29 protein-coding genes are annotated in these 26,874 nt (G+C 58.3%); 11 read left to right on the forward strand and 18 right to left on the reverse strand.

What is annotated here, in order from left to right; genetic code table 11:
- Positions 1 to 48 precede the first annotated feature (48 nt).
- Positions 49 to 1,638, forward strand: coding sequence for a GMC family oxidoreductase (locus tag PFY00_RS15430; protein WP_271433481.1), 1,590 nt, complete (start codon positions 49 to 51; stop codon positions 1,636 to 1,638).
- A 9-nt stretch (positions 1,639 to 1,647) separates the two neighbouring features.
- Positions 1,648 to 2,001 (forward strand): hypothetical protein, encoded by a 354-nt coding sequence (locus PFY00_RS15435; RefSeq protein ID WP_271433482.1) that lies wholly within the window; start codon positions 1,648 to 1,650, stop codon positions 1,999 to 2,001.
- Between the two features lie 24 nt (positions 2,002 to 2,025).
- Here the strand turns inward: PFY00_RS15435 and ccoS are convergent, their stop codons facing one another.
- The 5 genes from ccoS to PFY00_RS15460 all read right to left on the reverse strand — a co-directional run bounded on the left by ccoS (position 2,026) and on the right by PFY00_RS15460 (position 7,231).
- Entirely contained in the window at positions 2,026 to 2,187 is a 162-nt protein-coding gene (ccoS, locus tag PFY00_RS15440) for a cbb3-type cytochrome oxidase assembly protein CcoS (RefSeq protein ID WP_271433483.1), read from the reverse strand.
- A gap of 4 nt (positions 2,188 to 2,191) precedes the next feature.
- Positions 2,192 to 4,372, reverse strand: coding sequence for a heavy metal translocating P-type ATPase (locus PFY00_RS15445; protein WP_271433484.1), 2,181 nt, complete (start codon positions 4,370 to 4,372; stop codon positions 2,192 to 2,194).
- Between the two features lie 6 nt (positions 4,373 to 4,378).
- The gene (locus PFY00_RS15450; RefSeq protein WP_271433485.1) at positions 4,379 to 4,840 is read right to left on the reverse strand and encodes a FixH family protein; all 462 of its coding nucleotides are present in this window, start codon (positions 4,838 to 4,840) and stop codon (positions 4,379 to 4,381) included.
- Complete coding sequence (ccoG, locus tag PFY00_RS15455) at positions 4,840 to 6,264, reverse strand: cytochrome c oxidase accessory protein CcoG (protein ID WP_271433486.1); 1,425 nt, start codon at positions 6,262 to 6,264, stop codon at positions 4,840 to 4,842. Before ccoG ends, PFY00_RS15450 begins: the two co-directional genes overlap by 1 nt.
- Before the next feature lie 94 nt (positions 6,265 to 6,358).
- On the reverse strand, positions 6,359 to 7,231 hold the full coding sequence (locus PFY00_RS15460) for a LysR family transcriptional regulator (protein WP_271433487.1): 873 nt from the start codon (positions 7,229 to 7,231) through the stop codon (positions 6,359 to 6,361).
- Positions 7,232 to 7,385: 154 nt separating this feature from the next.
- Between PFY00_RS15460 and PFY00_RS15465 the strand changes: the two genes are divergently transcribed.
- Positions 7,386 to 7,577: a hypothetical protein gene (locus tag PFY00_RS15465; protein WP_271433488.1), complete on the forward strand. Its 192-nt coding sequence runs from the start codon at positions 7,386 to 7,388 to the stop codon at positions 7,575 to 7,577.
- A 15-nt stretch (positions 7,578 to 7,592) separates the two neighbouring features.
- On the opposite strand, the gene PFY00_RS15470 is transcribed toward PFY00_RS15465, so the two are convergent.
- The 3 genes from PFY00_RS15470 to mscL all read right to left on the reverse strand — a co-directional run bounded on the left by PFY00_RS15470 (position 7,593) and on the right by mscL (position 10,542).
- Positions 7,593 to 9,014 carry an MFS transporter gene (locus PFY00_RS15470; RefSeq protein ID WP_271433489.1) on the reverse strand — a complete coding sequence of 474 codons (1,422 nt, stop codon included), beginning with the start codon at positions 9,012 to 9,014 and terminating at the stop codon, positions 7,593 to 7,595.
- A gap of 78 nt (positions 9,015 to 9,092) precedes the next feature.
- Entirely contained in the window at positions 9,093 to 9,980 is an 888-nt protein-coding gene (locus PFY00_RS15475) for a cation diffusion facilitator family transporter (RefSeq protein ID WP_271433490.1), read from the reverse strand.
- A 133-nt stretch (positions 9,981 to 10,113) separates the two neighbouring features.
- Positions 10,114 to 10,542, reverse strand: a complete 429-nt coding sequence (gene mscL / locus PFY00_RS15480) for a large conductance mechanosensitive channel protein MscL (RefSeq protein ID WP_271433491.1) — start codon at positions 10,540 to 10,542, stop codon at positions 10,114 to 10,116.
- A gap of 148 nt (positions 10,543 to 10,690) precedes the next feature.
- Between mscL and PFY00_RS15485 the strand changes: the two genes are divergently transcribed.
- Complete coding sequence (locus PFY00_RS15485; RefSeq protein WP_271433492.1) at positions 10,691 to 11,389, forward strand: glutathione S-transferase family protein; 699 nt, start codon at positions 10,691 to 10,693, stop codon at positions 11,387 to 11,389.
- A 42-nt stretch (positions 11,390 to 11,431) separates the two neighbouring features.
- Here the strand turns inward: PFY00_RS15485 and PFY00_RS15490 are convergent, their stop codons facing one another.
- From PFY00_RS15490 to PFY00_RS15510, 5 genes are all read right to left on the reverse strand, one after another.
- Positions 11,432 to 11,881: a YtoQ family protein gene (locus tag PFY00_RS15490; RefSeq protein WP_271433493.1), complete on the reverse strand. Its 450-nt coding sequence runs from the start codon at positions 11,879 to 11,881 to the stop codon at positions 11,432 to 11,434.
- Between the two features lie 170 nt (positions 11,882 to 12,051).
- Positions 12,052 to 12,558: a c-type cytochrome gene (locus PFY00_RS15495; protein WP_408648470.1), complete on the reverse strand. Its 507-nt coding sequence runs from the start codon at positions 12,556 to 12,558 to the stop codon at positions 12,052 to 12,054.
- Positions 12,555 to 12,995: a c-type cytochrome gene (locus tag PFY00_RS15500; protein ID WP_271433494.1), complete on the reverse strand. Its 441-nt coding sequence runs from the start codon at positions 12,993 to 12,995 to the stop codon at positions 12,555 to 12,557. Before PFY00_RS15500 ends, PFY00_RS15495 begins: the two co-directional genes overlap by 4 nt.
- A 180-nt stretch (positions 12,996 to 13,175) precedes the next feature.
- A complete protein-coding gene (locus tag PFY00_RS15505; protein ID WP_271433495.1) occupies positions 13,176 to 13,460 on the reverse strand; it encodes a DUF6525 family protein in 285 nt (94 codons plus the stop codon).
- Positions 13,461 to 13,627: 167 nt separating this feature from the next.
- Positions 13,628 to 16,135, reverse strand: coding sequence for a GcvT family protein (locus PFY00_RS15510; RefSeq protein ID WP_271433496.1), 2,508 nt, complete (start codon positions 16,133 to 16,135; stop codon positions 13,628 to 13,630).
- Between the two features lie 209 nt (positions 16,136 to 16,344).
- Between PFY00_RS15510 and PFY00_RS15515 the strand changes: the two genes are divergently transcribed.
- A complete protein-coding gene (locus PFY00_RS15515; protein WP_271433497.1) occupies positions 16,345 to 17,133 on the forward strand; it encodes a hypothetical protein in 789 nt (262 codons plus the stop codon).
- Positions 17,134 to 17,165: 32 nt separating this feature from the next.
- Here PFY00_RS15515 and PFY00_RS15520 read toward each other — a convergent pair whose 3' ends face one another.
- Positions 17,166 to 17,933, reverse strand: a complete 768-nt coding sequence (locus PFY00_RS15520) for an HpcH/HpaI aldolase family protein (protein WP_271433498.1) — start codon at positions 17,931 to 17,933, stop codon at positions 17,166 to 17,168.
- A 73-nt stretch (positions 17,934 to 18,006) separates the two neighbouring features.
- Between PFY00_RS15520 and PFY00_RS15525 the strand changes: the two genes are divergently transcribed.
- The 4 genes from PFY00_RS15525 (at position 18,007) to PFY00_RS15540 (ending at position 23,505) form a co-directional block, all read left to right on the forward strand.
- The gene (locus PFY00_RS15525; RefSeq protein ID WP_271433499.1) at positions 18,007 to 19,032 is read left to right on the forward strand and encodes a ligase-associated DNA damage response exonuclease; all 1,026 of its coding nucleotides are present in this window, start codon (positions 18,007 to 18,009) and stop codon (positions 19,030 to 19,032) included.
- Positions 19,029 to 20,621, forward strand: coding sequence for an ATP-dependent DNA ligase (locus tag PFY00_RS15530; RefSeq protein WP_271433500.1), 1,593 nt, complete (start codon positions 19,029 to 19,031; stop codon positions 20,619 to 20,621). The genes PFY00_RS15525 and PFY00_RS15530 overlap by 4 nt, the downstream gene beginning before the upstream one ends.
- A gap of 130 nt (positions 20,622 to 20,751) precedes the next feature.
- On the forward strand, positions 20,752 to 22,575 hold the full coding sequence (locus PFY00_RS15535) for a M3 family oligoendopeptidase (protein WP_271433501.1): 1,824 nt from the start codon (positions 20,752 to 20,754) through the stop codon (positions 22,573 to 22,575).
- Positions 22,576 to 22,647: 72 nt separating this feature from the next.
- Positions 22,648 to 23,505: a DMT family transporter gene (locus PFY00_RS15540; RefSeq protein WP_271433502.1), complete on the forward strand. Its 858-nt coding sequence runs from the start codon at positions 22,648 to 22,650 to the stop codon at positions 23,503 to 23,505.
- A gap of 6 nt (positions 23,506 to 23,511) precedes the next feature.
- On the opposite strand, the gene PFY00_RS15545 is transcribed toward PFY00_RS15540, so the two are convergent.
- Both PFY00_RS15545 and PFY00_RS15550 read right to left on the reverse strand, forming a co-directional pair.
- Positions 23,512 to 23,781, reverse strand: a complete 270-nt coding sequence (locus tag PFY00_RS15545) for a DksA/TraR family C4-type zinc finger protein (RefSeq protein ID WP_271433503.1) — start codon at positions 23,779 to 23,781, stop codon at positions 23,512 to 23,514.
- 57 nt (positions 23,782 to 23,838) lie between these two features.
- Positions 23,839 to 24,141 (reverse strand): DUF4389 domain-containing protein, encoded by a 303-nt coding sequence (locus PFY00_RS15550; protein WP_271433504.1) that lies wholly within the window; start codon positions 24,139 to 24,141, stop codon positions 23,839 to 23,841.
- 125 nt (positions 24,142 to 24,266) lie between these two features.
- On the opposite strand from PFY00_RS15550, the gene PFY00_RS15555 reads away from it, so the two are divergent.
- On the forward strand, positions 24,267 to 24,794 hold the full coding sequence (locus tag PFY00_RS15555; protein ID WP_271433505.1) for a glutathione peroxidase: 528 nt from the start codon (positions 24,267 to 24,269) through the stop codon (positions 24,792 to 24,794).
- Positions 24,795 to 24,842: 48 nt separating this feature from the next.
- Here the strand turns inward: PFY00_RS15555 and PFY00_RS15560 are convergent, their stop codons facing one another.
- On the reverse strand, positions 24,843 to 25,079 hold the full coding sequence (locus PFY00_RS15560) for a YdcH family protein (RefSeq protein WP_271433506.1): 237 nt from the start codon (positions 25,077 to 25,079) through the stop codon (positions 24,843 to 24,845).
- Positions 25,080 to 25,184: 105 nt separating this feature from the next.
- A complete protein-coding gene (locus PFY00_RS15565; protein WP_271433507.1) occupies positions 25,185 to 25,862 on the reverse strand; it encodes a thermonuclease family protein in 678 nt (225 codons plus the stop codon).
- 157 nt (positions 25,863 to 26,019) lie between these two features.
- On the opposite strand from PFY00_RS15565, the gene PFY00_RS15570 reads away from it, so the two are divergent.
- On the forward strand, positions 26,020 to 26,871 hold the full coding sequence (locus PFY00_RS15570) for a transketolase (RefSeq protein WP_271433508.1): 852 nt from the start codon (positions 26,020 to 26,022) through the stop codon (positions 26,869 to 26,871).
- Positions 26,872 to 26,874: the final 3 nt, after the last annotated feature.

Below are 26,874 nucleotides of genomic sequence, written 5' to 3' on the forward strand. Positions count from 1 at the left end.
CTCTCATCCGGTGACTGCGTCATGCTGCCCACGACAAGGCAGAGTACAATGCAGTTTGATCACATCATCATCGGTGCCGGCAGCGCAGGCTGCGTGATGGCCAAACGTCTGGCCGAAGGCGGACGCCGTGTGCTGGTTCTGGAGGCCGGCGGGCGGGATAATTACCACTGGGTCCACATTCCGATGGGTTACCTCTATTGCATCGGGAACCCCCGCACGGACTGGATGTATCGTACGGCGCCCGAGCCGGGCCTGAACGGCCGCAGTCTATTGTATCCGCGTGGCAAAGTTCTGGGCGGGTGTTCATCCATCAACGGAATGCTTTATCTGCGCGGTCAGGCGGCGGACTACGACGGTTGGCGCCAGCTTGGCCTGCCCGGTTGGGGCTGGGACGACGTTCTGCCCTATTTCAAGCGATCAGAAGACTATGTTGACGGCCCCAGCGACATGCATGGCGAAGGCGGCGAATGGCGCGTCGAAAACCAACGTCTGCACTGGGACCTGCTGGATCATTGGATGGAAGCGGCCCAAGAGGCTGGCCTGCCCAAAACCGATGACTTCAACACCGGCGACAATGAAGGCGTCGGCTATTTCAAGGTCAACCAACGCAACGGTTGGCGCATGAACACCGCCAAGGCCTTTTTGCGCACAGCCGATGGGCCGAACATTAAGGTTGAAACCGGTGCGCAGGTCACTCGATTGATTGTCGAACAAGGCCGTGTAGTCGGGGTCGCATATCTGCGTGACAACGCGCCCATTGAGGCCCGCTGCGATGGCGATGTCATCCTGAGCGCCGGGGCCATCGGCTCACCGCAGATCCTTCAATTGTCCGGCATCGGTCCGGGCGCTTTGCTGCAAGAACATGGAATTGATGTTCTACACGACGCGCCGGGGGTCGGGGCCAATCTGCAGGATCACCTGCAATTGCGGTGTTCATGGAAATTGAAAGACGCTCGATCCCTGAACACTCTGGCCAATTCATTGCTGGGCAAGGCGCGCATCGCGGCTGAATACGCCCTGAAACGATCCGGCCCGATGAGCATGGCACCTTCCCAACTTGGCGCGTTTTCCAAGTCGCGCCCGGATCTGGCGACAGCTGATCTTGAATACCATGTGCAGCCGCTCTCGCTTGAGGCATTCGGGCAGCCCCTGCACGACTACCCGGCCATAACAGCCAGCGTCTGCAATCTGCGCCCGGAAAGCCGGGGAACGGTGGAAATCATCTCACGCAGCCACCGCGATGCACCGCGGATTGCCCCCAATTATCTAAGCACAGAAGGGGACCGGCAGGTCGCCGTCGCCGCGATCCGGCAGGCGCGTGACATCATGCGGCAACCCGCCATGTCCCGCTATGACCCACAAGAGGTGAAGCCCGGCGCTGACATCACGGCTGAAGGCGATTTGGCGCAGGCAGCGGGCGACATCGGCACAACGATCTTTCATCCAGTCAGCACCGTGCGCATGGGCCCCGACAGCAACGCACCACTGGACCATCAGCTGCGGTTCAAGGGCATCGGCGGTCTGAGAGTCGTGGACGCGAGCGTCATGCCAACCATCACCAGCGGCAACACCAATTCCCCGACCATCATGATTGCCGAAAAAGCGGCTGATATGATCCTTTCAAGCCAATCATTATAGGAATTCCCCATGACACGATGGCTCCCCCTGATTTTGTGCACCTTGACCGCGCCAGCATCGGCCGGTGAGGCGCACAAACCGTACGGCGAAGAATATTTCGAACAATTTACCTTTCGCGCCTATGAACACGGGCTTCACCAGCCCGCCCCTGATGGCGCCGTCGTGATCCGGTTTGGGCAGGTTGACCGCAATCATAATCACATCTGGGACAGTCACGAAATCGCATACAGTTTCGGCCCTGCCGCGCGGGATGTCATCCTCAGCTTTGACGCCAATGCTGACGGGCGGGTCAGCCTGCTTGAGTTTCGCGCCTATGATGATGGCAAGGGCGGTCCGGACGGTGTGCTTTGGGAATATCCCTGACGGCCTTTGAAACGCGGCTGGGCTTCAATCCGGTTTCGGATGGTCGTCGTATTCGCCTGACAAGATGCGCTGTGCGTCACCTTCCGGATCGTCGTATTGGTTCGACCGGATGGTGAAGACAAAAAAGAGCAGGCCCATACCGCCCAGAACAAGCGAAATCGGGATCAGATAAGTCAGAACAGTCACAAGATCACCTCAGGCGTAGTGCGTTCAAAGACACAGTAATCGAACTGGCAGACATAGCCAGCGCCGCGATCAGCGGACTACAAAGCCCCGCAATAGCCAGCGGCACGGCGAACACGTTGTACCATGTGGCGATGGTAAAATTCTCGCGAATACGGCGCAGCGCCTTGCCGGACGTGATCAAAGCGTCCGGAATCGGAGCCAGCGAATTGCCCAGCAATACAATGTCCGACGCCACGCGGGCCGCATCCAATGCAGAGGCCGGCGAAATGCTGACATCAGCTGCGGTCAATGCAGCGGTATCGTTCAACCCATCGCCAACCATCAGGACCTTTGCGCCCTCTTTGCGCAGCGTTTCGATGCGGGCAGCCTTGTCGCCCGGCAAAGCTTCGGCCAACCAGTGCTGGATACCCAGCCGTCCAGCCAGATCTTCAACCGCAGGCGCTGTGTCACCGGACATCAGGATCACGCGTTTTTCTGCTTGGATCAGTGCGCGGACCGCTTCCTCGGCCCCCGCACGCAGCCTGTCTGCAAAGAAAAACGCCTGCGCGTCATTGTCATCGATGCGCAGCCACGCAGCCGTCTGGCGCGAGGTGCCGCCACCAACCCAATTGGCCCGGCCCAGCCGAACCTGTCGCCCACGCCAGATGCCCTCGGTTCCGTGGCCCGGCACTTCGCGGATGGCCTCAACCTTCGCCGGTTTGATCCCAGCGCTCTGCGCGGCTGCGACCAGCGCCTGCGACAGCGGGTGCGATGACCCCATGGCCAGTGCCAGCGTTATTTCCAGATCCTTACGCGTAAAGTCACCCAGATTTTGCACCTCTGGTGTCCCGGCAGTCAGTGTGCCCGTCTTGTCAAAAACCACGGTGTCCACATTGGCCAAGCGTTCCAGCGCGGTGGCACTTTTGATCAACAGACCCTTTTTGAACAACCGTCCAGAGGCCGCCGTCGTAACGGCGGGAACGGCCAGACCCAAAGCACAAGGGCATGTGATAATCAAAACCGCCGCTGCAATGTTCAGCGCTACGCGCAAATCGCCCGAATAGAGAAACCAGCCCACAAAGGCCAAGGCCGAAAGGATGTGAACGCCGGGCGCATAGAGCTTGGCTGCGCGGTCCGCCAAAGACGTGTAGCGGGAACGGCCAGACTCGGCCACGGCGACCAGATCGGCCATTTGCTGCAACGATGTATCTTTTCCAACAGCCGTCGCGCGGATCAGAAGCGGCCCGGTCAGGTTCACTTCACCGGCCGAAATACGCGTGCCCGGCAAAGCCTGAACCGGCAGGGTTTCCCCGGTCAGCAGTGACCGGTCCAATTCTGACGCCCCTTCGACAATTTCTCCGTCGACGGGCATACGAGCGCCGGGGCGTAGCCGAATAAGATCACCAACACACAGTTCGGATACGGCAACCTTGTGCTCTTGCCCGTTCACAACCCGAAGGGCCCGTGGCACTTCCAACGCTGCCAGTTCCTGTGCGGCAGATCGCGCGATAGACCGGGTGCGATGGTCGAGATACCGGCCTGTCAGCAAGAAGAACGTCAGCGCAATGGCCGCGTCGAAATAAGCATGTTCACCCGACAATGACGTTTCCCAAAGCGAGGTGACAAGCGCCAGCAGGATCGCCAGTGAAATGGGCACATCCATGTTCAGGCTGCCAGCCTTCAACGCGGTCCAGGCGTTGCGAAAAAACGGCTGTGCAGAAAAGGCCACCGCAGGCAAGACAATCGCAGCACTGATCCAGTGAAACAGGTCACGGGTTGCGCCCTCGGCGCCGGACCAGACCGCGATGGACAACAGCATCACGTTCATGGCGGCAAATCCGGCAACCGCCAGACGCATCAACAAGTCGCGCCCCGCCTTGTCGTTCGCGGTCACGCCCAGCGCGGTGGCATCCAGTTCATGCGCTTCGTATCCGGCGGCTTCGACAACCGGGATCAGGTCTTCGGCAGTCAGGTCCGGTTCTGCGTCGATCGCCACACGTTTCATTGTCAAGTTTACCCGGGCCTTGTGGACGCCCGGCGCAGCATTCAAAGCGCGTTCGATCTTGGACATGCAAGCCGCGCAATGGATGGTCGGAAGAGACAACGAAATATGCGTCTCGCTGAGCTGCTCAGCCAGAGCCTCTGCAGCGGGGGCAGCCGCACAGGCGGGACAGGCGGAAACCGGGGGACGCATCGTGGCGGTCATGGCGGATTATCCCTTGATGTGGAAAACGACGCGCTGTTCGAATTCGGTGCCATCCAGCGCGACAGCATTCATGCGAATATTCCAATTGCCCGGTGCAAGCGCCTCGCGCGCGACATAGGCCTTGCCGTCAAAGGCAAACGCAGGGGTTCGGTCATCCTTGACGTGGGTGGGGCGGCCCAAGGTGGTCTTGAGCGATCCAACCTGAACGGGACGCCCGTCACTGTCAGTGATGGACAATATCAGCAAACCGCCCGTGTGGCGCGCCGCGACGCTCCAACCCAGGGATTCCTGCGCGATACGTCTATCTTCAAAGGTCTGGCTGGCGACGTAGGAATTCTTGGTTTCAACCCCCGGAAAGGTTTTGACCGCCGAGACCGCCAGCGCAACATTCGCGCCGATGATGATGGTGAATGCACCGACGAACACTCCGGCTGCATGCCACCCTGTAAATTGCTTTGCCTTTGCCATCAGTTGGCGCTCCCATTGTAAACGGTGTCGTTGTAGGCCCGGTCGCCTGTGGTCAGATCTTCGACCCATAACCGGAATTCCGTGCGTTCGGATGCCGCCGCTTCGGACCCTTTCGGCGCAATCACATAGACCTTTTGCAGATAGGTCTGGTTCGCCGGCACCGTGACGGTTTCATAAGGCGATCCTTCAAGCTGGACCCGTAGGGCTGGATCGCCATTCAACGTAATCCGGAACGGACGATCTTCGCCGTGCTTGTTCAAAAGGCGCACATCGTAGGTGTTGCGGATCGATCCATCCGAGAGCGTCACGAAAGTCGGATTGCGGACGGGCGCAACGGTCATTTCGATTTCGGGCCTGATGAACAGGGCAAAGACCAGTCCGAGCCCCACCAGCGACCAAAGCGAGGTGTACATGATGACACGCGGACGGAAGACATGCTTCCAGAGCGATTTGGGCGCCTGGCCTGCCCGTTCATTGGCCTCATCCGAAAGCGCCATGTAGTCGATCAGACCGCGCGGCTTGCCGATCTTGGCCATCATGTCATCACAGGCATCAATGCACAGCGCGCATGTGATGCATTCGAGCTGTTGGCCGTCGCGGATGTCGATGCCCACCGGACAGACATTTACGCAAGCCATGCAATCGATACAGTCGCCAAGCCCCTGTTCTTCGCGTTGTTTGCCTTTTCCGCGCGGCTCACCGCGCCATTCGCGATAGCCGACTACCAATGTGTCTTCGTCCATCATGGCGGCCTGAATGCGCGGCCATGGGCAGGCATAAATACAAATCTGTTCGCGGGCAAAACCACCAAAGAAGAAGGTCGTCAGTGTCAGCACCAACATGGTGGTATAGGCCACCGGATGCGCCTGCCCGGTGACCAAATCACGCAAGAGCGTGGGCGCATCCGCGAAATAGAAGACCCATGCGCCGCCCGTCGCCAAACCGATCAGAAACCATGCAACCCATTTGGTCATGCGCAGGCGCAGCTTGCGGAAGTCCAGTTTCTTTTGTCTGTGCAGCCGCAGACGCGCGTTCCGATCACCTTCAATCCAGCGCTCGACCAGAATGTACAGATCCGTCCAGACCGTCTGCGGACAAGCGTAGCCACACCACACACGGCCAAGCGCCGAGGTAAACAGAAACAGCCCCAGCCCGGCCATGATCAACAGGCCCGCTACGAAATAGAATTCATGCGGCCAAATCTCGATCCAGAAGAAAAAGAAACGCCGATTGGCCAGATCAACCAGCACTGCCTGATCCGGAAGCTGCGGCCCACGATCCCAACGCAGCCAAGGGGTCACATAGTAGATCCCAAGGGTCACGATCATGATCACCCATTTGAGATTGCGGAATTTTCCAGACACACGGCGCGGGAAAATCGGCTCGCGCGATGCGTAAAGGCTTTCGGGTTGGGAATCAGACACAGCAGAATCGCTCCTGGCGAAGTTTGGCGTTGGCCCGTTTTCCCAGAGCGCGCCGCCGCCAACCTTGACCTGAGTCAAATACTGAGTCTGTGATTTAGCTTTTTCGCACTTCCGAGCGCAGCCAGCGCAAAAAATCGCGCAATGGTGGCCTGTGAACACCCGGTCGCGTCACCAAATAGTAACCGCCTTTGCGGGCATCTTCGTATAGCAGCTTCAGGCGGCCCGCCTCGATGTCCTGCTGGACAAAGACTGCAGCCGTGATGGCAATGCCCTGCCCTTGTCGTGCCGCCTCAAGCATCAGATTTCCGGGCAACTCGGTATATCCGGCCTCTCCAGGTTTTGCACCCTGCTGTTCGAGCCATTTCGAAGCCTCGGTTGTTCCCAGCTCTTGCAGCCAGTGAAACCGAGCCAAATCTTTGGGCGTGGTGATATCGGCGTTATTCAACAAGGCCGGCGCCGCCACAACGGCAATTGACGAGGGCAGAAACAGTTCCGCCTCCAACCCCGGCCATGTCCCCGTTCCGTAGCGCAGAGCCAAATCAATGCCGCCCGGTTCCAGCGGCCGGATCGCCGCGCTTGGATCAATCATGAGGTTCACCTCGGGGTGACGCTCGCGAAATCGCGCCAGTCGCGGCATCAACCAACCCGAGGCAAAACTGGGCGTGACAGAAATCTGCAAAGCACGGCGGGCGTTGGCCCCGGTGAGCGCTTCGACGCTTTGTTGAATCGCACCAAAACCATCGATCAATGCCTTGGCCAATGCGTCTCCTTCTGCGGTCAGCCGCATTTGCCGCCCCGCCCGATCCAGCAAGGAAACACCCATATGCGCCTCAAGCGCGCGCAATTGCTGCGAGACCGCAGCATGGCTGACATTCAAGGCGGCCCCCGCCGCGCTCACCGAACCGGTGTCGACATAGGCCCCGAAGGCTCGCAAGGCGGATAGAGGGGGAAGTGCCGACCAGTCCATATGTCAATTTTTCTTACATAACTAATTTATTGATGACTCGCATGAAATGGAAGGTTTGGTCAATATCGTATGTACAAAGTCAGATTTAGAGAGGTCGAAAAGATGCTTGGAATATTCGCAAATTCTTTCATGACTGCAACACGCACACAGGGTGGTGCTGATCAGCGCAACCATCGGGATGCACCGCAGCCAACCCATTGGATCGAGGATGATCTTCCTTTTCGCCGGTTTGCCGGACGCAGGACAGGCCGTCATGATTGATCCGATTGTTCTGCAACCCGAACTGGCGTTTCGCGGGCTGGTAAAGCCGCGCAAAACAGCGCCCGGTTCCGCTCGGAAACGCTAGACCACCATGCGGCGGCTAGGCATCGATCCTCAGCCGCCGCAGCCCGTATACGAACAAGACGACCGAGCCAAAGGCCCCAATGAAAAACGGAATACGCAACGCAAGATCGCGGCCAATCTGAGGTTCCAGAGCGGCGACGATCCACCCTCCGATCAAAGCGCCAAAAGGCATCATGCCCCAGCCAAAAAAACGGTAGAGCGCGTTGACCCGGCCCAGCATGTCATCAGGGATCATTCTTTGACGATATGACACCGTCACAATGTTCCAAAGCAGCGCTACGACCATTTCCAAAAACAAAGCCGCGCCAGCAATCCAAGGGTTCGATGTCCAGCCAAGCACGGCAAAAGGCACAGCCATCAGCGCCAAAGCCAGCCATAGGCTGACTTGGCCGCCCAGTCTTGCAATCACACGCGGCCCGATCAAACCGCCAAGCACGCCGCCAAAGGCACCCGCGGTCAACAAGATGCCGTGGCCTGTCGCATCCAGACCCAACCGTTCCTGTGACACCAGCACCAGCAAAGTGATCAACATCATGTTGAATGCATTGATGAGCCCCAACATCAGCGCCAAACGCAGCAGAACCACGTTGCTGCGCAGCCACGTCCAGCTTTCCCTGATCTGCGGCCATACCTTGGCCGCTGGCGGCTTGGGTCGGGGTGGCACACGGATGCACCACACCAGCCAAGCGGCCAAACCAAAAGTTACAGCATCCAGCACAAAGGGCGCCGGCACAGACCAGGCAATCAGGAAACCCGCCAACGGCGGCCCGACGAATGACCCGGCCACGTGCTCGACGCTCCAGAGCTGGCCGTTTGCTGTTTCAAGGTCTTCCTTGTCCACAATTGCAGGCAAAAATGTTTGGGCTGCATTGTCGCGAACAACCTCGGCCGCGCCCAAGGCAAAGGCAAACGTGGACAAAAGCAGGATATAGACCGTCTCTGCACCGGTGGCCGGAAGGCCCGGCAAGGACAGGATCACGGCAACAACGCCGGCAGTCAGCAACAGCCGCAATGCGTCGGCCTGAACCATAAGACGACGCCTGTCATGCCTGTCGGCAAGGATCCCCGCCGGGATTGAAAACAGCATCCAAGGCAGTTTGGACGCAAAAGCGACCAAGGCAATCAAAGCAGGGTCACGGGTGATCAGGGTCGCAAGCCAAGGGAAAGCCAGCGCTGAAACACCATCCCCCAGATTTGAAATCGCTGTCGCGGAAAACAAAAGGCGGAAATTTCGGCTGGACTGGAACAAGGACATGCCCTGATAGGGCGATCCCAACAGCAGGAAGTCAACCAAGGAGCGCCGCAAAAGGGCACCGGCATCCCAGGAAACGCGCGAACAGGACGGGATGCCGGTGCAGACCACGGCACTCTTGCGGGCACCGGGCATAACCGGACGCCACGGGAAGGAAGCAAGTGACGCCCAAGATATGCCCTTCATCTAGGCATTGGCCGCCCGTTTCTTTGACATGGCTCAAATAGAGTGACTTTTGTTACGCCGATTACCCGCGCGCTGCGCCTAGGGAACGTCAATCGCCTTGGCTTCGGCCATATGGTCCGGCTCAACGTGGATCGACACCGTACACTGGTCGATCTCGGATTGCAGCGCCGCCTCGATCCGGTCGCAGATCTCGTGGGCGTCGTGAACGCTCATGCCGCCCGGAACCACCAGATGGAATTCAACGAAGGTGGCCGGGCCTGCATGGCGCGCACGCAAATCATGGGCCTGCACAGCGCCGCCACCATTGGCCGCAATGATCCGCCGCATCATGATCAGATCTGCCTCGGGCACGCTTTCGTCCATCAGCCCGCCAACAGATCCCCGGATTACAACCCAACCGGACCAAAGGATGTTCACCGCCACCAAGATGGCCAAGGCCGGATCGAGCCACGCCCAACCCGTCAGAAAGGCAAGCGCCACACCCAGAGTCACCCCCACTGAGGACAGAACGTCACTCAGCAGATGCCTGCCATCTGCCGCCAAAGCCGGCGACGACAATGCCCGACCAGCCCGCAGCAGAACCCAGCACCACGCGCCATTGATGAGACCGGCAAACAGGTTCAGCGCCAGACCGTCCCATGGCGCATCCAATGCGCGCGGGTCTATCAACCCGGCCCACGCTTCGCGCAGGATCAGCAGTGCAGCGATGACGATCAGCACGCCTTCGAGAACTGCGCTGAAATACTCTGCCTTATGGTGTCCGAAAGGATGCCCTTCATCGGCAGGTCGCGCGGCAACCCGCAACGCGATTAATGCAGCCAAGGCCGTCGCAACATTCACAATGCTTTCGAGCGCGTCGGACAGCAGCGCAATCGACCCGGTCATCAGCCAAGCCAAAACCTTGATCCCAAGAACCAGAAGGCCAATAGCCACACTGCCCCAGGCGATCTTGACGGCCTTGGTCATCGGTACTCGGGCTCCTTGGGCACTGCGTGTTTCTCGGGTCTAGCCTTTGGTCGACGGCCCTGCAACCGTTCAGAACAAAGCAAAAAGGCTCGCCTTTTCAGGCGAGCCCCGGATCAAAGCGAAAGGCTTTGGATTACTTGGCGAGCGAGTCGCGGATTTCCATCAGGATATCCAGCTCGCTTGGGCCTGCGGGCTCTTCGGCTGCCGCTTCTTCCTCTTTCGCCGCTTCTTCTTTCATGCGGTTCACCCACTTCACCAGCAGAAACACCACAAACGCGATGATCAAGAAGTTGATGATGGCCATGATGAAGGCACCGTAGGCAAAGACTGCCGCGCCGGTTTCGCGGGCTGCTTCGAGGCTTGCGCCTTCAGCCACATCGCCAGACAGAACAGCGTAGTTATTGGTAAAGTCGACACCGCCCATGAACAGGCCGATGATCGGGTTGATCAGATCACCCACCAAAGACGTCACGATAGCGGTGAAGGCCGCACCGATGATGATACCCACGGCCATGTCCATGACATTGCCTTTGGCGATAAAATCTTTGAACTCTTGAATCATTGTGTTCCCCACTTGTTGGCTCGGCCGGGTATTCCCGGCGCGTGCGCATCTAAACATTGCATCAGCGCTATCGCACAACAACAAATGTGGGAAAGCGGGAAAAACTGCCTAAGTTTCACCCATCCTGTAGTCCAAAAGGTTCATCACGATGACATTCCCCAACGCACATCCAATTGCCACACGCTGGCCCGCGAGCCATCCGGACCGCATTCAGCTCTACTCATTCCCGACGCCAAATGGTGTGAAAGCGTCGATCGCGCTTGAGGAAATGGGTTTGCCTTACGAGGCCCACAAAGTCACCCTCGCGGATGCGGATGTGAAAAGCGATGCCTTTCTTGCGCTGAACCCGAACAACAAGATCCCAGCCATCATCGACCCCAACGGGCCCGACGGCGAACCGGTTGCCATGTTTGAGTCCGGTGCCATCCTGATCTATCTGGCCGAAAAAACGGGCCGGTTCATCGGGAAAACCGCAACCGAAAAGGCCAAGGTCATCCAATGGCTCATGTTCCAGATGGGTGGCGTCGGCCCCATGTTTGGTCAGCTGGGTTTTTTCTACAAATTTGCTGGCAGTCAAATCGAAGACCCGCGACCGCAAGAACGCTATATCAATGAAGCAAAGCGGTTGCTGAATGTCGTCGAGACAGCCCTTGAAGGTCAGGACTGGATTGCCGGGGACTACTCGATCGCGGATATCGCGCTGGGTCCATGGCTGGGTGCCTTGGAATTCTACGGAGCGCGGGAGGTGACGGGATGGGACAATCATCCGCGCACTGTCGCCTATCTTGAACGCTTCCTTGCCCGCCCCGCGGTGCAGCGTGGCCGCTTGATCCCATCACGCGATTGACGAACACTGCAAGGCCGGGCATCGCGCCCGGCCTTGCATCCATTAGGCGGGCAGCGCCCCGGTCAACACATAGCGCAGGATCTGAACGACCTGTTCAGGTGTACGGGCAACAGCCAAAGCCGCGGCATCAACTTCTTTGAGCGCGTGATCGTGTTCCGGCTGCTGCAGAATGATCAATGATTTACCCAATGCGCTGGCATAGCCCGCGTCAAAGGCCGCATTCCACTGCTTGTACTTTTCGCCAAAACGCACAACCACGACATCCGCATCGGCAATTCCCTTGCGCGTCCGGATCGCATTCACCATCGCGCCCTTATGGTCATGCCAATATTTGTTCGGCTCTTCGCCAAGGATCGAGACCCCACAATCATCACTGGCATCATGATCTGTCACCGGCGCATTAAAGGTCACATCCAGTCCTTGGGCACCGGACATGATCTGTTCACGCCAATCGGTGTGAATTTCGCCGGACAGATAAACGTTCAAACCCATGTTTTGCTCTCTTCCTGATTGCCAACTTCTGAATGACCTAGAGGCCGGATGCGCGGCGGCAATTCACAATGCGATCGCCGTGCCACGTTGAGCCGCCTGATCCTTCAGTGCCGGAAACAAACGGCGTGATCAATCATTGATCGCCGGACACCCTGAGTCTGAACCCAGTTTCACTCATGTGGGGGATTGCGCGTTTGATGCAGCGCTTGAATGTCCTCGGGCCAGTTGGAATGAATGAAGGCAAGAATGTTCCATATCTCATCGTCCGTCAGCTGGCCTTCGAAACCGGGCATCCCGCTGGTAAACGAAGACAGGCCCATACGCTCTACGATCTTTGCACCGCCAAGTTTGGTGTAGTCGAAATTCTGCACATTCGAATGATGCCAAGTGTGGCCAGTTTCGTCATGCGGCGGCGCAGGCAAGACACCATTTTCATCCGGAACCTGCCAGTCAGGGGCACCCTCAAGATCAGCTCCATGACACGCTGCGCAGTTATCGGCATAGAGTGTTTTGCCGGCGACCAGATCGCGACCGTCCAATTCATGCCCAGCGTGCGCGGCATTCGTCCCTGCCAAGGCCATGACAAATCCGAAAAGAACACTCGCCCAATGGGATCGCCCACGAAGCCGTGCCACACAGGCTGCCCATGGTCCGTGATCCATCCCAAGCGCCATCATTTGCGGTACTCCTGATGGCAGGATTTACAAGCCGCACCCAGACGGGCCAATCCAGCGTTCAAATCTTGCCGGGTTTCCAGAGTGCCCGCCAATTCACGCGTCAAAGTTTCAAGCGCCTCGGCCCTAAGCTCGAAGTCCGCAAAATTTTCCCAGATTGATGGGAGCGCCTCTGATTTCGGGTCGTTTTCTTGCGCCCGAAACAACGCGATCGTTTCGCCAGCGTGTTTTGCAATCTTAGCCACCGCAAGGTTCGCTTGCTTGGGGTCAAACGGCGTTTCACCCTTGGCCATCTGCCCGAGAACCTTGGTGGCGTCCTGCTGTTGTTTCATCGATTCCATGCGCTTTAGCACAGCCGGGTTCGAAACACCGGTATGCGCGGCGATCCAAGTGGCACACAGGGTCAACGACAGTGTCATGGCCAAGAAGGGTTTTCGCATGGTTGTTTCCTATATCCGGTGGCGGTTTCTGCTCAGCCAATGTTGTACACTTTCGGCTGCGTGTTCAGCGCCTTTGCAACCAAACTAGCGGTTCCAGCAAGGGGAAGGTCAAGCCGCGCGTGGCAGCATAAACACGAAAGTGAAAAGGACCGGAGCAACATTGGGTGAGTGGGAATTGGCCTAGGAAACCGCCCGGGCCGAAGGGTGATCTTTGCCCCAGATGCGAGCCACGTCTTTGGTCACAAGCCAGCGTTGGATTCCGTCCAACTCTTCCAACGCTTTTTGGGGATTGCCGGTGCGGGCCAAAGCCCTGTCATAGGCGGCTCGAACTGACTTTGCGCGCCACGGCAGCGCCGCGCTCGACACCCAATGGCGCAATTCACGCGGCAAGGCGTCGTAGTCCTGCATCGGGTTTCCGGCGCGGCGGGCGCGCTTCAATGTTGTCGTGCCACAATTGTTTGGCATGTCGCGGGTCACTTCGGCTTCACAAGTATCGTTATGTTATAACATAACTTTCAAACACCGCAACACGTGACAAATTGTTTCCACCGTTCTTTTGAAGGCCGCAAAAGAAAAGGCGGCATACAGGATATCCTGTATGCCGCCCCAGCGCGCAGCCGATTAAAGCTGGCCTATCCGTCTTTGCGGATGGTTTCGTTTTTGGGATCGTAGGGGCTGTCACAGGTCACGACCGCATCCCACTTTTCACCCATGATCAGCACCTTCAGCTTGGTGCCTTCGACCGCAAGCTCCGGCTTGACGTAGCCCATACCGATGCTCTTGCCGAAAGCGACAGAATAGCCACCCGACGTCAGGCGCCCAACGCGCGTCCCGTCTTCGGTGTAGAGCGCCTCGCGACCCCAAGGATCCGCGTCCTCGGGCCCGTCAATCAACACTGTGCAGCACTTGGAGCGCACGCCCAGTGCTTCCATCGGTGCCTTGCCGTTGAATTCCTTGGACAGATCCACAAACCGCGGCAGGTCAGCCTCGATCGGCGTTGCATCGCGGCCCAACTCGTTCCCAAAGGCCCGATAGGATTTTTCCTGCCGCAGCCAGTTCTGAGCCCGGGCACCAACCGGCTTCAGCCCGTGATTTTCGCCCGCCTTCATCAGCAGATCCCAAAGGTAGTTCTGCATCTCGATCGGATGATGCAGCTCCCAGCCCAGCTCACCTGTATAGGCTACGCGGATCGCCTTGACCGGGCACATACCCAGTTCAATGTTGCGCGCAGAAAGCCATGGGAACCGCTTGTTGGACAACGCAGTGTCCGGATCAGCATCGCCGATAACCTCACGCAGAACGTCGCGTGTTTTCGGTCCGGCGATGGCAAAGACGCCCCACTTGGTCGTCACATCCTCTTTATTGATGCGTCCAAAGTCAGCTTCTTTGTCCTCAATGGCTTTGTAGAGGAAGTCCTGATCGTATTCGGTCCAGGCTCCGGCAGAGACGAGATAGTAGTCATCTTCGGCTTCTCGCACGATGGTGTATTCGGTGCGGGTGGTGCCATGGGCTGTCAGCGCATAGGTCAGGTTGATGCGGCCGACCTTGGGCAGCTTGTTGCAGGTGAACCAATCGAGGAACGCTGTCGCGCCCGGCCCGCTGATACGGTGCTTGGTAAAGGCCGTTGCATCGATCAGGCCAACCCCTTCACGGATCGCCCTGGCCTCTTCAACTGCGTATTGCCACCAACCGCCGCGGCGGAAGCTGCGCGCGTCGTGGTCAAAATTCTCGGGCGCATCCAGAGGGCCGTAGTAGTTCGGCCGTTCCCAGCCATTCACCCAGCCAAATTGAGCGCCCAACGCTTTTTGACGGTCATAGGCCGGTGCGGTGCGCAGCGGACGGCAGGCTTCACGCTCTTCATCCGGATGGTGAAGGATATAGACATGCTCGTAGCATTCTTCGTTCTTGCGTGCGGCGAACTCTGTGGTCATCCAGCTTTGCGAATAGCGTTTGGGGTCAAGGCTGGCCATGTCGATCTCGGCCTCACCGTCGACCATCATCTGGGCCAGATAGTAACCGGTTCCGCCCGCAGCGGTGATCCCAAACGAGAAGCCTTCGGCCAGCCACATGTTGCGCAAACCGGGTGCCGGGCCAACCAGCGGGTTGCCATCAGGTGTGTAACAGATCGGTCCGTTGAAATCGTTCTTGAGCCCACTTTCCTCGCAGGACGGCACGCGGTGGATCATCGCCATGTACTGGTCTTCAATCCGTTCGAGATCCAACTCGAACAGATCTGCACGGAAGCTGTCCGGCACACCATGTTCAAAGCGCGCAGGCGCACCATGCTCGTAGACCCCCAAAATCCAGCCACCGCGTTCTTCGCGCACATAGGATTGGGCGTCCGCGTCCCGGATCACCGGATGTTCTGGATTGCCTTCCTTGCGCCAGTCCACCAGCGTTGGATCCTGATCCATCACGATGAACTGATGCTCGACCGGGATCGCGGGCATCTTAATGCCCAGCATCTTGGCCGTGCGCTGCGCATGGTTGCCCGAGGCCGTGACAACATGTTCAGCGGTGATGACAATCTGTTCGTCAGACGGGATCAGGTTGCCGCCCTTTTCGACCATCTTGGTGCAGGTCACTTCCCATGCGTCGCCATTCCAATGGAAGGCATCGGCCTGCCACTTGCGTTCGATGGCAACACCGCGCTGCCGCGCACCTTTGGCCATCGCCATCGTCACGTCGGCCGGGTTAATATAACCATCCGTGTGGTGATAGAGCGCGCCCTTGAGATCCTCTGTCCGGATCAAGGGCCAACGCTCCTTGATCTCATCCGGTGTCAGGAAAACGTAAGGAACCCCAACTGTTTCCGCTGTTGAGGCATAGAGGCGATATTCATCCATACGTTCATCGGTCTGTGCCATGCGCAGATTGCCGACAACCGCGAAGCCCGCGTTCAGACCGGTTTCTTCCTCAAGCGTTTTGTAGAACTTGATCGAATAGTCATGGATGTGCGTGGTCGCATAGCTCATGTTGAAGTAGGGCAGCAGACCGGCAGCATGCCACGTGGAACCCGAGGTCAGCTCATCCCGTTCGAGCAGCATAACGTCATCCCAGCCAGCCTTGGCCAGATGATACGCGATAGAAGTTCCGACGGCGCCGCCGCCAACGATCAATGCTTTGACTTGGGTTTTCATAAACCATGCTCCTGAACTTTGTCCGTTCAATAGCGCGCAAGACCCCTGCGCGCTTATCCTGCCCGACCCATGTTGGAGGGAATGCGACATGCGCCCAAAACAGCAATAAAGTTTGCATGTGACCTGCTCTACCACAAGGCGTAAGCTGGGATTCCATGCGCTACAAATACCGTGTCGCATTCAGTCCGGCCAAAATTGAAAGCAAATCAATGTTGAAAACGATCTACGCAGCGGCAGCGGCGCTTGCTTTGCTCGGGCCCGCCATTTCCGCCTCGGCGAACCCGCAGCAGATCGCCAAGGCCATTGGGCACTACGAAAGCGGGTTTGGCCAACCCGGAAAACCTGCAAAACTCGATCTGACGACAATCCCCTACAAACCAGCGGTTACCAGGATATCCGGCTGTCACGGCCTCCGGGCCGGGGTGGACAAACGCTGGCCCTCTTCCGCGTCCAAGACGAAAAGCAGCGTTCAGTTCAAAAGCAAACTGAACTCCGATGTCATCGACGCGTTGCAGCCGATTGCTCCGATTGTGGACAACCCCGTGCCGATGATCTTTGTCACCATCAGTTGCGATCGAAACAAGGCCAAGTTCACCAATTTATCCAGCTTCACGGACAGGATTGCCGACAGCTTTCGCAAGGGCAAAAAGTGGCACGGCGGCCTGCACCGCGGATCGATCACCACCAAGGCCGGGCGGTGGGAAACCGTTCAGGGCGCACGCAAGCACAAAGGTGTCTGGCTGGATTCATTGAGCGCCTACACATTCTACAAAGACCATCTGGTCAGTGTCACGATACGGGCCGAACGGTGGCCCGGACAGGCCAAGGGCAAGGATATCGCGGCAGGACGGGTGGTGCAGGTGCAGGGTCTGAACGGCGCCCCGTTGACGATCAAGACAGTGGGCCCGGCCCGAACAACAGGCAAGGCGATTTTCGGACTGCGTACAGCAGAACAGAACCGGGCCTTTATCGGAAAATTCCTCGGAACAATCCGCTAGGCGCAACCCGTCCGGGTCACGCCCAAGATTGATCAGTCGATTTCGTGCACTTGCGCGGCATCAGCATTGGCCCCCGCCCGCATCCATGCATGTTCAGAGGCAATAAAGAACATCGTCACGCCATAGGCCGCAGCCCAGTCCTTGGCCACTGCGCCGTTGGGTACAAAGCTCATGTAGGCCACATTGGCTTTCTTCGCTGCGTCCCCAACACGCTTCAATGCGTTTTTCAGATCATCGCTGCCCTGATGGTCGTGCCCATAACTGACAGACAGATCCGCGGGCCCCAAAAACAACCCGTCTATCCCGTCTGTCGCGGCGATCCCGTCAACCGCATCGACGCCGGCGGGCTCTTCGATTTGGGCAATCACGATGGTTTCGTCACGGCTTTGTGCAAGCACTTCGTCCATGGGGCGTGTCGCATAGCCAGCCCAGCGGCTGGACCCGGCAAAACCGCGACCGCCCAGCCCAAAACGGCCAGCCTTGGCGGCCGCCTCGGCTTTTTCCACGGTATCCACATGCGGGATCACCAAACCAACAGCACCGCTGTCCAGTGCCTGCAGGATTTCCCGCGGGCTGGAATCGCCCACGCGGACAAGAACGGGAAAATCAAGGGCCCGTGCGACGGCCAGACATCCGTCCATGCCGGCCCGGTCGAAAGGCGCATGTTCCAGATCAAGACAGATGAAATCCAGATCTGACTGCGCCAGAACCTCGATCAAAGGGATGGCCGGGGTCTTCAGAAAGGTCCCCGCCAGCGGCACGCCGCTCAGCATTTTGTCGCGGAAAGTTCTTGTGCGCATGGCATCCTCCTTGAGTTCGCGCCAAATTGACCGCCCTTCCCGGAACACGCAAGCCCTCTATATTGTCGTACAAATGACTGAACCGGTTTTATCCTTTACCGATCGCGGCATTTATTGCGCGGCCGGCGATTTTTACATTGATCCGTGGCGGCCCGTGGACCGCGCGTTGATCACGCATGGTCACGCGGACCATGCCCGCCCGGGACATGCCCGCTATCTCGCAACCAGCGCCGCTTTGCCTGTGATGAAGCACCGTTTGGGTGACATTCGGTCAGAAGCTGTTGAATTTGGAGAAACCCGCCAGATTGGCGACGCGTCGGTTTCGTTCCACCCGGCGGGCCATCTGCCGGGATCGGCGCAAATTCGCGTCGAGGTGGGCGGCGAAGTCTGGGTTGCGTCCGGGGACTACAAAACTGAACCGGACGGATTTTGCGAACCTTTCGAGCCGGTTCCCTGTCATGCCTTCATAACGGAGTGCACCTTCGGACTGCCTGTATTCAACTGGGCTGCGCAGCAAACCGTGGCAAATGAAATCAACGCATGGTGGGCACAGAATGCCGCCGGCGGGCGTGCAAGCATTCTTGGCGCCTATTCACTGGGCAAGGCCCAGCGCCTGCTGCACATGATAGACCCCGGCATCGGGCCGATCCTCACCCATGGCGCGGTTGAGGCAACCAATTTGGTGTTGCGCGCCCAGGGCTATAATTTGCCTGAAACCGTTCAGGTGACTGCAGAGCTCGATCCAAAGGATTACCCCGGCGCCTTGATTGTCGCGCCGCCTTCAGCGCTTGGGTCAAAATGGGCAAGCCGGTTTGGCCCGTCGTCTTCTGCCTTTGCCTCTGGGTGGATGCGGCTTCGGGGTGTGCGACGCAGGCGAGCGATGGACCGAGGGTTTGTCGTTTCCGATCACGCCGACTGGCGCGGCTTGCTGACGGCAATCAAGGAAACCGGGGCAGACCGCATATTCACGACACACGGCTATACCGAAATCTTTGCGCGCTATCTGTCCGAAAAGGGATATGACGCGACCGTCGTGCCGACCGAGTTCGGCAGCATGGAAGAGGAAACCGGCGAAGAGCCGGGGGCGCAAAACGGATGAAAGAGTTTGCCGCGCTTTTCACCGCCATCGACCAGACGACCAAAACGACGCTGAAAACCAAGGCGCTGGCAGCATTCTTTGAAACCGCCAGCGATCCGGACAAATTATGGTGCATCGCGCTTTTTTCCGGGCGCCGCCCGAAACGTGCGGTGACCACGACACAACTGCGCGCCTGGGCCGCGGAACAAGCTGGAGTGCCGCTGTGGTTGCTGGAAGACAGCTATCCGATTGTCGGCGATTTGGCGGAGACCATCGCCCTCATCCTGCCGCCCGCCAGCCGCCAATCCGATCTTTCGCTGACCCACTGGATCGAGGTTCTGCGCGGACTGCATGACGTGGATGAAGAGACCCGCAAAGAGCGGATTTTCGATGCTTGGGATCAACTTGATCCAACCGAGCGGTTTTTGTTCAACAAGCTGATCACAGGCGGGTTTCGCATCGGGGTCAGCCAGAAACTGATGACCCGCGCCTTGGCACAGGCCACGCAACAGGACGAAGCGGTTCTGGCGCATAAGCTGATGGGCGGCTGGACGCCTGAGACCACGACCTACCACGATCTGATCGAAGCAGACGACGCCAGCGCCGACGAAAGCCGGCCCTACCCGTTTTATCTTGCCTACCAGCTTGAGGGGGATGTCGCGGAACTGGGTTCACACAAGGATTGGCAGGCCGAATGGAAATGGGACGGCATTCGAGGACAATTGATCCTGCGAGGCGGGTCCCATCACCTGTGGTCGCGTGGCGAAGAGCTGATAACGGACCGGTTTCCCGAATTTGCGCGTGCAGTCGATTTTTTGCCAGACGGCACCGTTCTGGATGGTGAGATCGTCACTTGGGACGGTCAGCAACCCATGGGTTTTTCGACGCTTCAGCCCCGTATCGGGCGCAAGATCGTACCCAAGAAACTGCTGCGCGATGCTCCGGTGATCATGCTGGCCTACGACCTGCTGGAACACAGGGGGCAGGACATGCGCCCGGTTCCTTTGGGCGATCGGCGCAAGGTGTTGGAAACACTGTTGACCACCCTGCCCGACGACGCCCCGGTGCGCCCCTCTCCCGCAATCCGTTTCGACGATTGGAAGATGCTGGCTGATGTGCGCAGCCAAGCACGCGAAGAAAAGGCCGAAGGGATCATGCTCAAACGGCTGGATGCCCCGTACAAATCCGGCCGCAAGAAAGGCGACTGGTGGAAATGGAAGCTCGATCCGCTGACAATCGATGCGGTGATGATCTACGCGCAGCAAGGACACGGGCGCCGCGCCACTTTGTTTACGGACTACACCTTTGCCGTCTGGAACGGGAATGATCTTGTCCCCTTTACCAAGGCCTATTCCGGTCTGACCGACGCCGAGTTCGGCCAGATCACGGCTTGGGTCCGCAAGAACACGCTGCAACGCTTTGGACCCGTCAGGCAAGTGCGCCCCGAGCATGTCTTCGAAATCGCCTTTGAAGGCATTCAAGCTTCGCCGCGTCACAAGTCGGGGATCGCACTGCGGTTTCCGCGTATGGCACGATGGCGCCACGACAAATCCGCACAAGAAGCCAACACACTGGATGATCTCAAAGCGATGCTGGACCAGTACGGCTAGGGCGCGCTGTCTTGGCGCGACTGGAGAACGGAATGCCTATTCCTTTCAACGGCACCATTTCCGGCGTTTTGCCCTTGAGCCATGCAGGCCCGCGGCTTACCTGTTGGGCAACGAAACAGGAGCTGCACCAATGATCCGCAACACATGCAAACCGCTGTTTGACGCCAACGCCTCCGCCGGTGGGCGCGATCTTGGCAAACTTCCCGAGTGGGACCTGACGGACCTCTATCCATCGCAGGATTCAAAGGAACTGGCTGACGATATGGCTTGGCTGGAACAGGCCTGTGCCAACTTTGCGGCTGACTACGAAGGCAAGCTGACCGATCTGGATGCTACAGGTTGGCTGAACGCGGTTGAACGGCACGAAAAGATTGAGGCCATCGCCGGACGCATCATGTCCTTTGCCGGTCTGCGTTACTACCAACTGACCACCGACAGCGACCGCACCAAGTTCATGTCTGATTGTCAGGAAAAGGTCACCGTTTACACCACACCGCTGGTCTTTTTCACGCTTGAGCTGAACCGTCTCGATGACACCGTTCTGGATGACCATTTTGCAGCAAATGATGCTCTGGCCAGATACAAGCCCGCCTTTGACCGCATCCGCGCGATGAAGCCTTACCAGCTATCGGATGAGATGGAGAAATTCCTGCACGATCTTGGAGTGGTCGGGGATGCATGGGAACGTCTGTTTGACGAAACGATTGCCGGTCTGGAATTCGAAGTGAACGGCGAGCCGCTGAACATCGAGGGCACACTGAACCTGCTGACCGAACAGGATCGCCCAACACGTCAGGCCGCGACCGAAGAATTGGCCCGTGTCTTTGCCGACAACATCCGCACCTTTGCCCGTGTTCACAACACACAGGCCAAGGAAAAGGAAATCATGGACAGATGGCGTGGCATGCCAACCCCGCAAACCGGGCGCCACCTGTCAAACGACGTGGAGCCCGAGGTCGTCGAAGCGCTGCGCAATGCGGTTGTCGCCGCCTATCCGCGTTTGTCCCATCGCTACTATGCCCTCAAGGCCAAGTGGCTGGGGCTGGAAACAATGCAGGTCTGGGACCGCAACGCGCCATTGCCGATGGAAACCACCCGCACCGTGAACTGGGACGAAGCGCGCGACACCGTGATGTCAGCCTACGCCGGGTTCGATCCGCGCATGGCGGAAATCGCCGAGCCGTTCTTTAGCAAAGGCTGGATTGATGCGGCTGTGAAGCCGGGCAAGGCACCGGGCGCGTTCGCCCATCCGACCGTAACGGATGTTCACCCGTACATCATGCTGAACTATCTCGGCAAACCGCGCGACGTGATGACCCTCGCGCATGAGCTGGGCCATGGCGTGCATCAGGTACTTGCTGCCGGTCAGGGTGAAATGCTGGCGTCCACGCCACTGACGCTGGCCGAAACCGCGTCGGTCTTTGGCGAAATGCTGACCTTCCAGAAAATGCTCGACGGGGCAAAAGATCAGGCGGAACGCAAGGTCATGCTGGCGGGCAAGGTCGAAGACATGATCAACACCGTTGTACGCCAGATCGCCTTTTACGACTTTGAATGCAAACTGCACGAGGCACGGCGTGGCGGCGAACTGACTCCGGATGACATCAACGCGCTTTGGATGAGTGTGCAGGCCGAAAGTCTCGGCCCGGTATTTGAATTCATGCCGGGCTATGAGACGTTCTGGGCCTACATCCCGCACTTCGTCCATTCGCCTTTCTATGTCTATGCCTACGCATTTGGTGATGGCCTCGTGAACGCGCTGTATGCCGCCTACCAAGAGCAGCCAGAAGGGTTCCAGGACAAATACTTCGACATGCTAAAGGCGGGCGGGTCCAAGCATCACAAGGCACTGCTGGCACCCTTTGGCCTCGATGCATCGGATCCAAAGTTCTGGGACAAGGGGCTGTCGATGATCGAAGGCTTTATTGACGAGCTGGAGGCTATGGAAGGCTGATCCGGCTTAACCGCGACTTCTGATATCCGTGCAGGCGTGATAGCCAGAAGCCCATCTGGCAGAGGGCTATTCATGCAGGCACGGGAATTGGTTCGTCTGGCCGTCATGGTGTTCACAGCTGTGACCTGTGTGGTGATTGGCGACACGGCGGGCAAGCTTCTGACTGCCCAAGGGGTCGCACCGATCTTTGTTGCTTGGTCCCGGTTCGGCATTGCGGCGGTGATCTTGCTGCCTTTCAGCGGGTTAAAACGCCGCGAACTCGGCCAGTTGGCCGATTGGCGGGTGGTCCTGCGGGCGATTTTCATTGTCTGTGGGATCTGTTCGATCCTGACCGCGCTAAAGACTGAGCCGATCGCGGATGTTTTCGGGGCGTTTTTCATCGGCCCCATCGTGTCGTATGTGCTGGCGATCCTGTTTTTGGGCGAACGACCGTCGACGCAGCGCAGCTTGCTTTTGGCACTGGGATTTGCCGGTGTCATGCTTGTGGTCAAACCCGGCTTCGGCGCAACGCCCGGCATGGGGTTTGCGCTGCTGGCAGGGATTTTCTATGGGGCCTATCTGGCTATGACGCGCGCGACAGCCGGGGCATTTCGCGCTGGTTTTCTGCTCATTTCGCAACTGTTGATCGGGGCTGTTTTGCTGGCGCCACTCGGGCTTCAGATCAAGCTGCCCGAAATGTCATCGTTTCTGATAGTCTTGATCGCCATCAGTGCGCTTGGGTCTGCTGCCGGAAACTATCTGCTGGTTCTGGCCAATCGCTCGGCTGAGGCAAGCCTCGTTGCACCATTGGTTTATACGCAATTGGTATCCGCAACCATTCTGGGCGTACTGGTCTTTGGCGACTGGCCCGATGCGCTGGCGCTGGTTGGTCTAGTGCTGATCGCCTTTTCCGGTCTGGGGTCGCTGGTCGTTCAGCAAAGGCAGGGATAGTTCGGGTTACTTCAACTGACTGTCCTTGGATCCACGCCGGTTGATCCCACCCCGTAGCTGCACCGCGCTGTCGCGTTCCGATGCGCAATCCAGACATAGTTTGACACCGGGCAAGGCCTCTCGGCGGGGCTGCGGAATTTCTTCTTCGCATTCTGCACAATGGGTCAGGCTTTCGCCCTTTGGCTGAGGCCGCGCCTTTAGGCGTGCAAGTTCATCGGCAATTGACGCCTCGATTTGCTCGTTCACCGCACCGTCGCGGCTCCAACCGCCAGCCATGTCGTATCCTTTCGTGACCGTGCAGAACTCAGACCAAGCACCCGCGCAGGCCCTGCATCAATCCAGTTCCGTCCAAGGCCAAGGCTTTACGTCTGAAGCACCGGTTTGATACCGGGCAGCCTTGGCCATCCAAATACCCAGATCGGTACCGAAATCGGCCAGACGTTCGTTTGGTTTGCCTTGGTTCAACGCCATCAGGACAAACTGAACAATCGTCGCGACCCCCAGCACCGTTTGCGCAAGGCTCAGCATCACCCAGATGATCACAACGTAAAGCAGCCGTACTGGCAGCCCATCACGTTCGACCGTGGGCTGTTCGCCGTTCAGCCGCCCATCAACCTTTTCCTCGTCACCCATCATGACCCTGTTCCCGTGTTGGCTATGCCATCAAGATAGTCATTTTCCCGTGCCATCCAAGCGCCCAATTCGGCGGCAGACTTGACGCGCGCAGCGCACCGCTAATTTGAAGGGCAAAGGAGACGACGATGCACAAGATGCTGGCAATGATCATTTGGGCCCTGACCGCCGCGGCGGCGACGGCTGCGCAAACCTTTTCCTTTGCCAGTGTTGACGGTGGAATGTTGCGGTTTTCCGACTGGAAAGGCCAACCTGTTTTGGTGGTGAACACCGCCTCTCGCTGCGGCTACACGCATCAGTACAACGGTCTGCAGGCATTGCATGAACGGTTCAGCAAACAGGGCTTGGTCGTGCTGGCGGTTCCCTCAAACGATTTCAGACAGGAACTGGCCAGTGCAAAAGACGTGCAAGCGTTCTGCGAGGTGAATTTTGACCTGACCCTTCCGATGACCGACATCACAACAGTGACCGGTCCAGATGCGCACGCGTTCTATCAATGGGTAAGGCAAGAGACGGGCTTTGCGCCAACATGGAATTTCAACAAAGTTCTGATTGCGCCGGATGGCAGCGTTGCAGGCACATTCGGGTCCAAAACCAGACCGCAGTCACGGACCATGCTCAATGCCATCCGGGCCGTTCTGGACGGGGCATACTAGAAGCGCTCCGACCATATCAGTCGGAGCGCGGCGTCGCCTCCCCGAGGCTTACGCGTTGAGCATGCCCCAGATCTTGTCTTTCAACAGGGCACGCTGCTTGCGCAACGCTTCTTCGGCCAGCTGCTCCATCGGCTCTACGTTGGTTTCAGCCCGGTGCACTTGCCGGTTCAAAGTGTGATACTCATCCGCGAGCTTGGCAAAATGAGCATCGTCTTGCTTTAGCGCGCTCATTTTCTCGACGAATTCCGGGAACTCTTCTGCAAGTTCATGAGGGGTGTTGGACATGTCGCGTCTCCTCTCGCATTCCTGTTTACAAATGCAGTCTGGCACGCCCTCAGCGCCGGCACTTTGACCCGGATCAAATTGCCCGAAAATTTCGTAAAATCAGCCTTACCGACGGGCGCGGCGCCACCCGGCCTGACGGGCTTCGGCCTCGGAACAAAACCATCGTTCACCATCAGAGGTTTTCACAACTGTACGTGCGTACCAGCTTTGGCCCGGGATATGGTAAATGCGTTTGCCGTCGGCGCTGATATTGCCCTTGATTACACAGCCATCAGGAGCCTGCTGCATAGATTGCGCAGCGTGACCCGCGCGGGCATTTGCACGAAAGGCCGCCGGATTTTCGACACCCTGACCATGCAAACCACGCCCGGTCACAGCGGCGCCCTTTTCATCAAGATCGTAGTCCCATGAATATTTGCGAAAAGCAAAAGCCAGACCCTCGGCGACAAGCGATTTGCCAACGTCGGCACCGTCTACATAACAACGCGCCACGATGCGTTGATACCGGTCGACATCAACGGTCTCACACCGCGCCCGCCGACCGCCGAAACGCGCCCGCACCTCGCCAGACACCCAAGCGCCGCAGCCCCACATCGGCGTTCCGAAACCCCCGCACATCTGGTCGGTTTCTGGGGCATCGATGCCAAAAATGCGGATGGTTTGGCCGGCGACGGCAAACGTATCACCATCAACAACGCGGATCGTCCCGGTCAGGTCTTGCGCCGCAGCAGCGCCAAGCCAGATCGAGGACACAAGTGCAGCAATGCAAGAGAGTCTCAACATCTGTCCAATGTCAGAACTCCGACCACCGCATGCAATGCGAATTGTTAACTTTTCTTAACGAATGGTTAACAGGTGCTATGAAGAAACCACTTGCAAGCCTGTCAAAGGAGTGGTGCTCTGTGCTTGAATAATTTGGTATACCATTTTGGATGTGCCCGTGACCCAAGCCACAAACACCCGCCTTTCAAACACCAGCCTTGCCCGGCGCGCCTGGGCTATTCGTCGTCACGCGCTGCTGATGGCGCAGGTGCAGGGGCAAGGATACATCGGTCAGGCGCTGGGGGCCGCGGACTTGCTGGCCACATCTTATTTCCACGCAATGACCTATCGGGCAGACGATCCCGAGTGGGAGGGACGAGACCGGTTCTATCTGTCCATCGGACACTATGCGATCGCGCTCTACGCTGCTCTGATCGAGGCAGGCATTCTGCCCGAAGACGAGATCGAAACCTACGGAATGGACGAAAGCCGTATGCCCATGTCGGGCATGGCAGCCTATACGCCCGGCATGGAAATCACCGGCGGATCGCTTGGTCATGGCTTGGGCATCGCTGTCGGTGCAGCCATGGGCCTGAAGCGCAAAGCCAACCCGGCTTTTGTCTACAATCTGCTGTCGGATGGGGAACTGGGCGAAGGATCCACATGGGAGGCGGTCATGTCCGCCGCTCAGCACGGGCTGGACAACCTCATCGCCATTGTCGATTTCAACGATCAGCAGGCCGACGGCAAAACTACCCAGGCCTTGGCCCGCGGCTCGCAGTCTGCGCAATGGCAGGCCTTTGGCTGGTTCGCACAGGAAATTGACGGCAACGATCTGGATGCGCTCGTCTCTGCATTCGACGTAGCGCGAAACCATCGCGCCCCCTGCCCCCGTGTCATCATCTGCAACACAACCATGTGCAAGGGCATCCCGTTTCTGGAAGAGCGCGAGATCACCCATTTCGTCCGCGTTGAGGCGGACGAGTGGACAAAGGCGCTCGCCATTCATGATGCCAACAAGCCGGAGTGATCC

The sequence above is a fragment of the Thalassococcus lentus genome (assembly GCF_028023555.1).
Taxonomy (GTDB): domain Bacteria; phylum Pseudomonadota; class Alphaproteobacteria; order Rhodobacterales; family Rhodobacteraceae; genus Thalassococcus_A; species Thalassococcus_A lentus.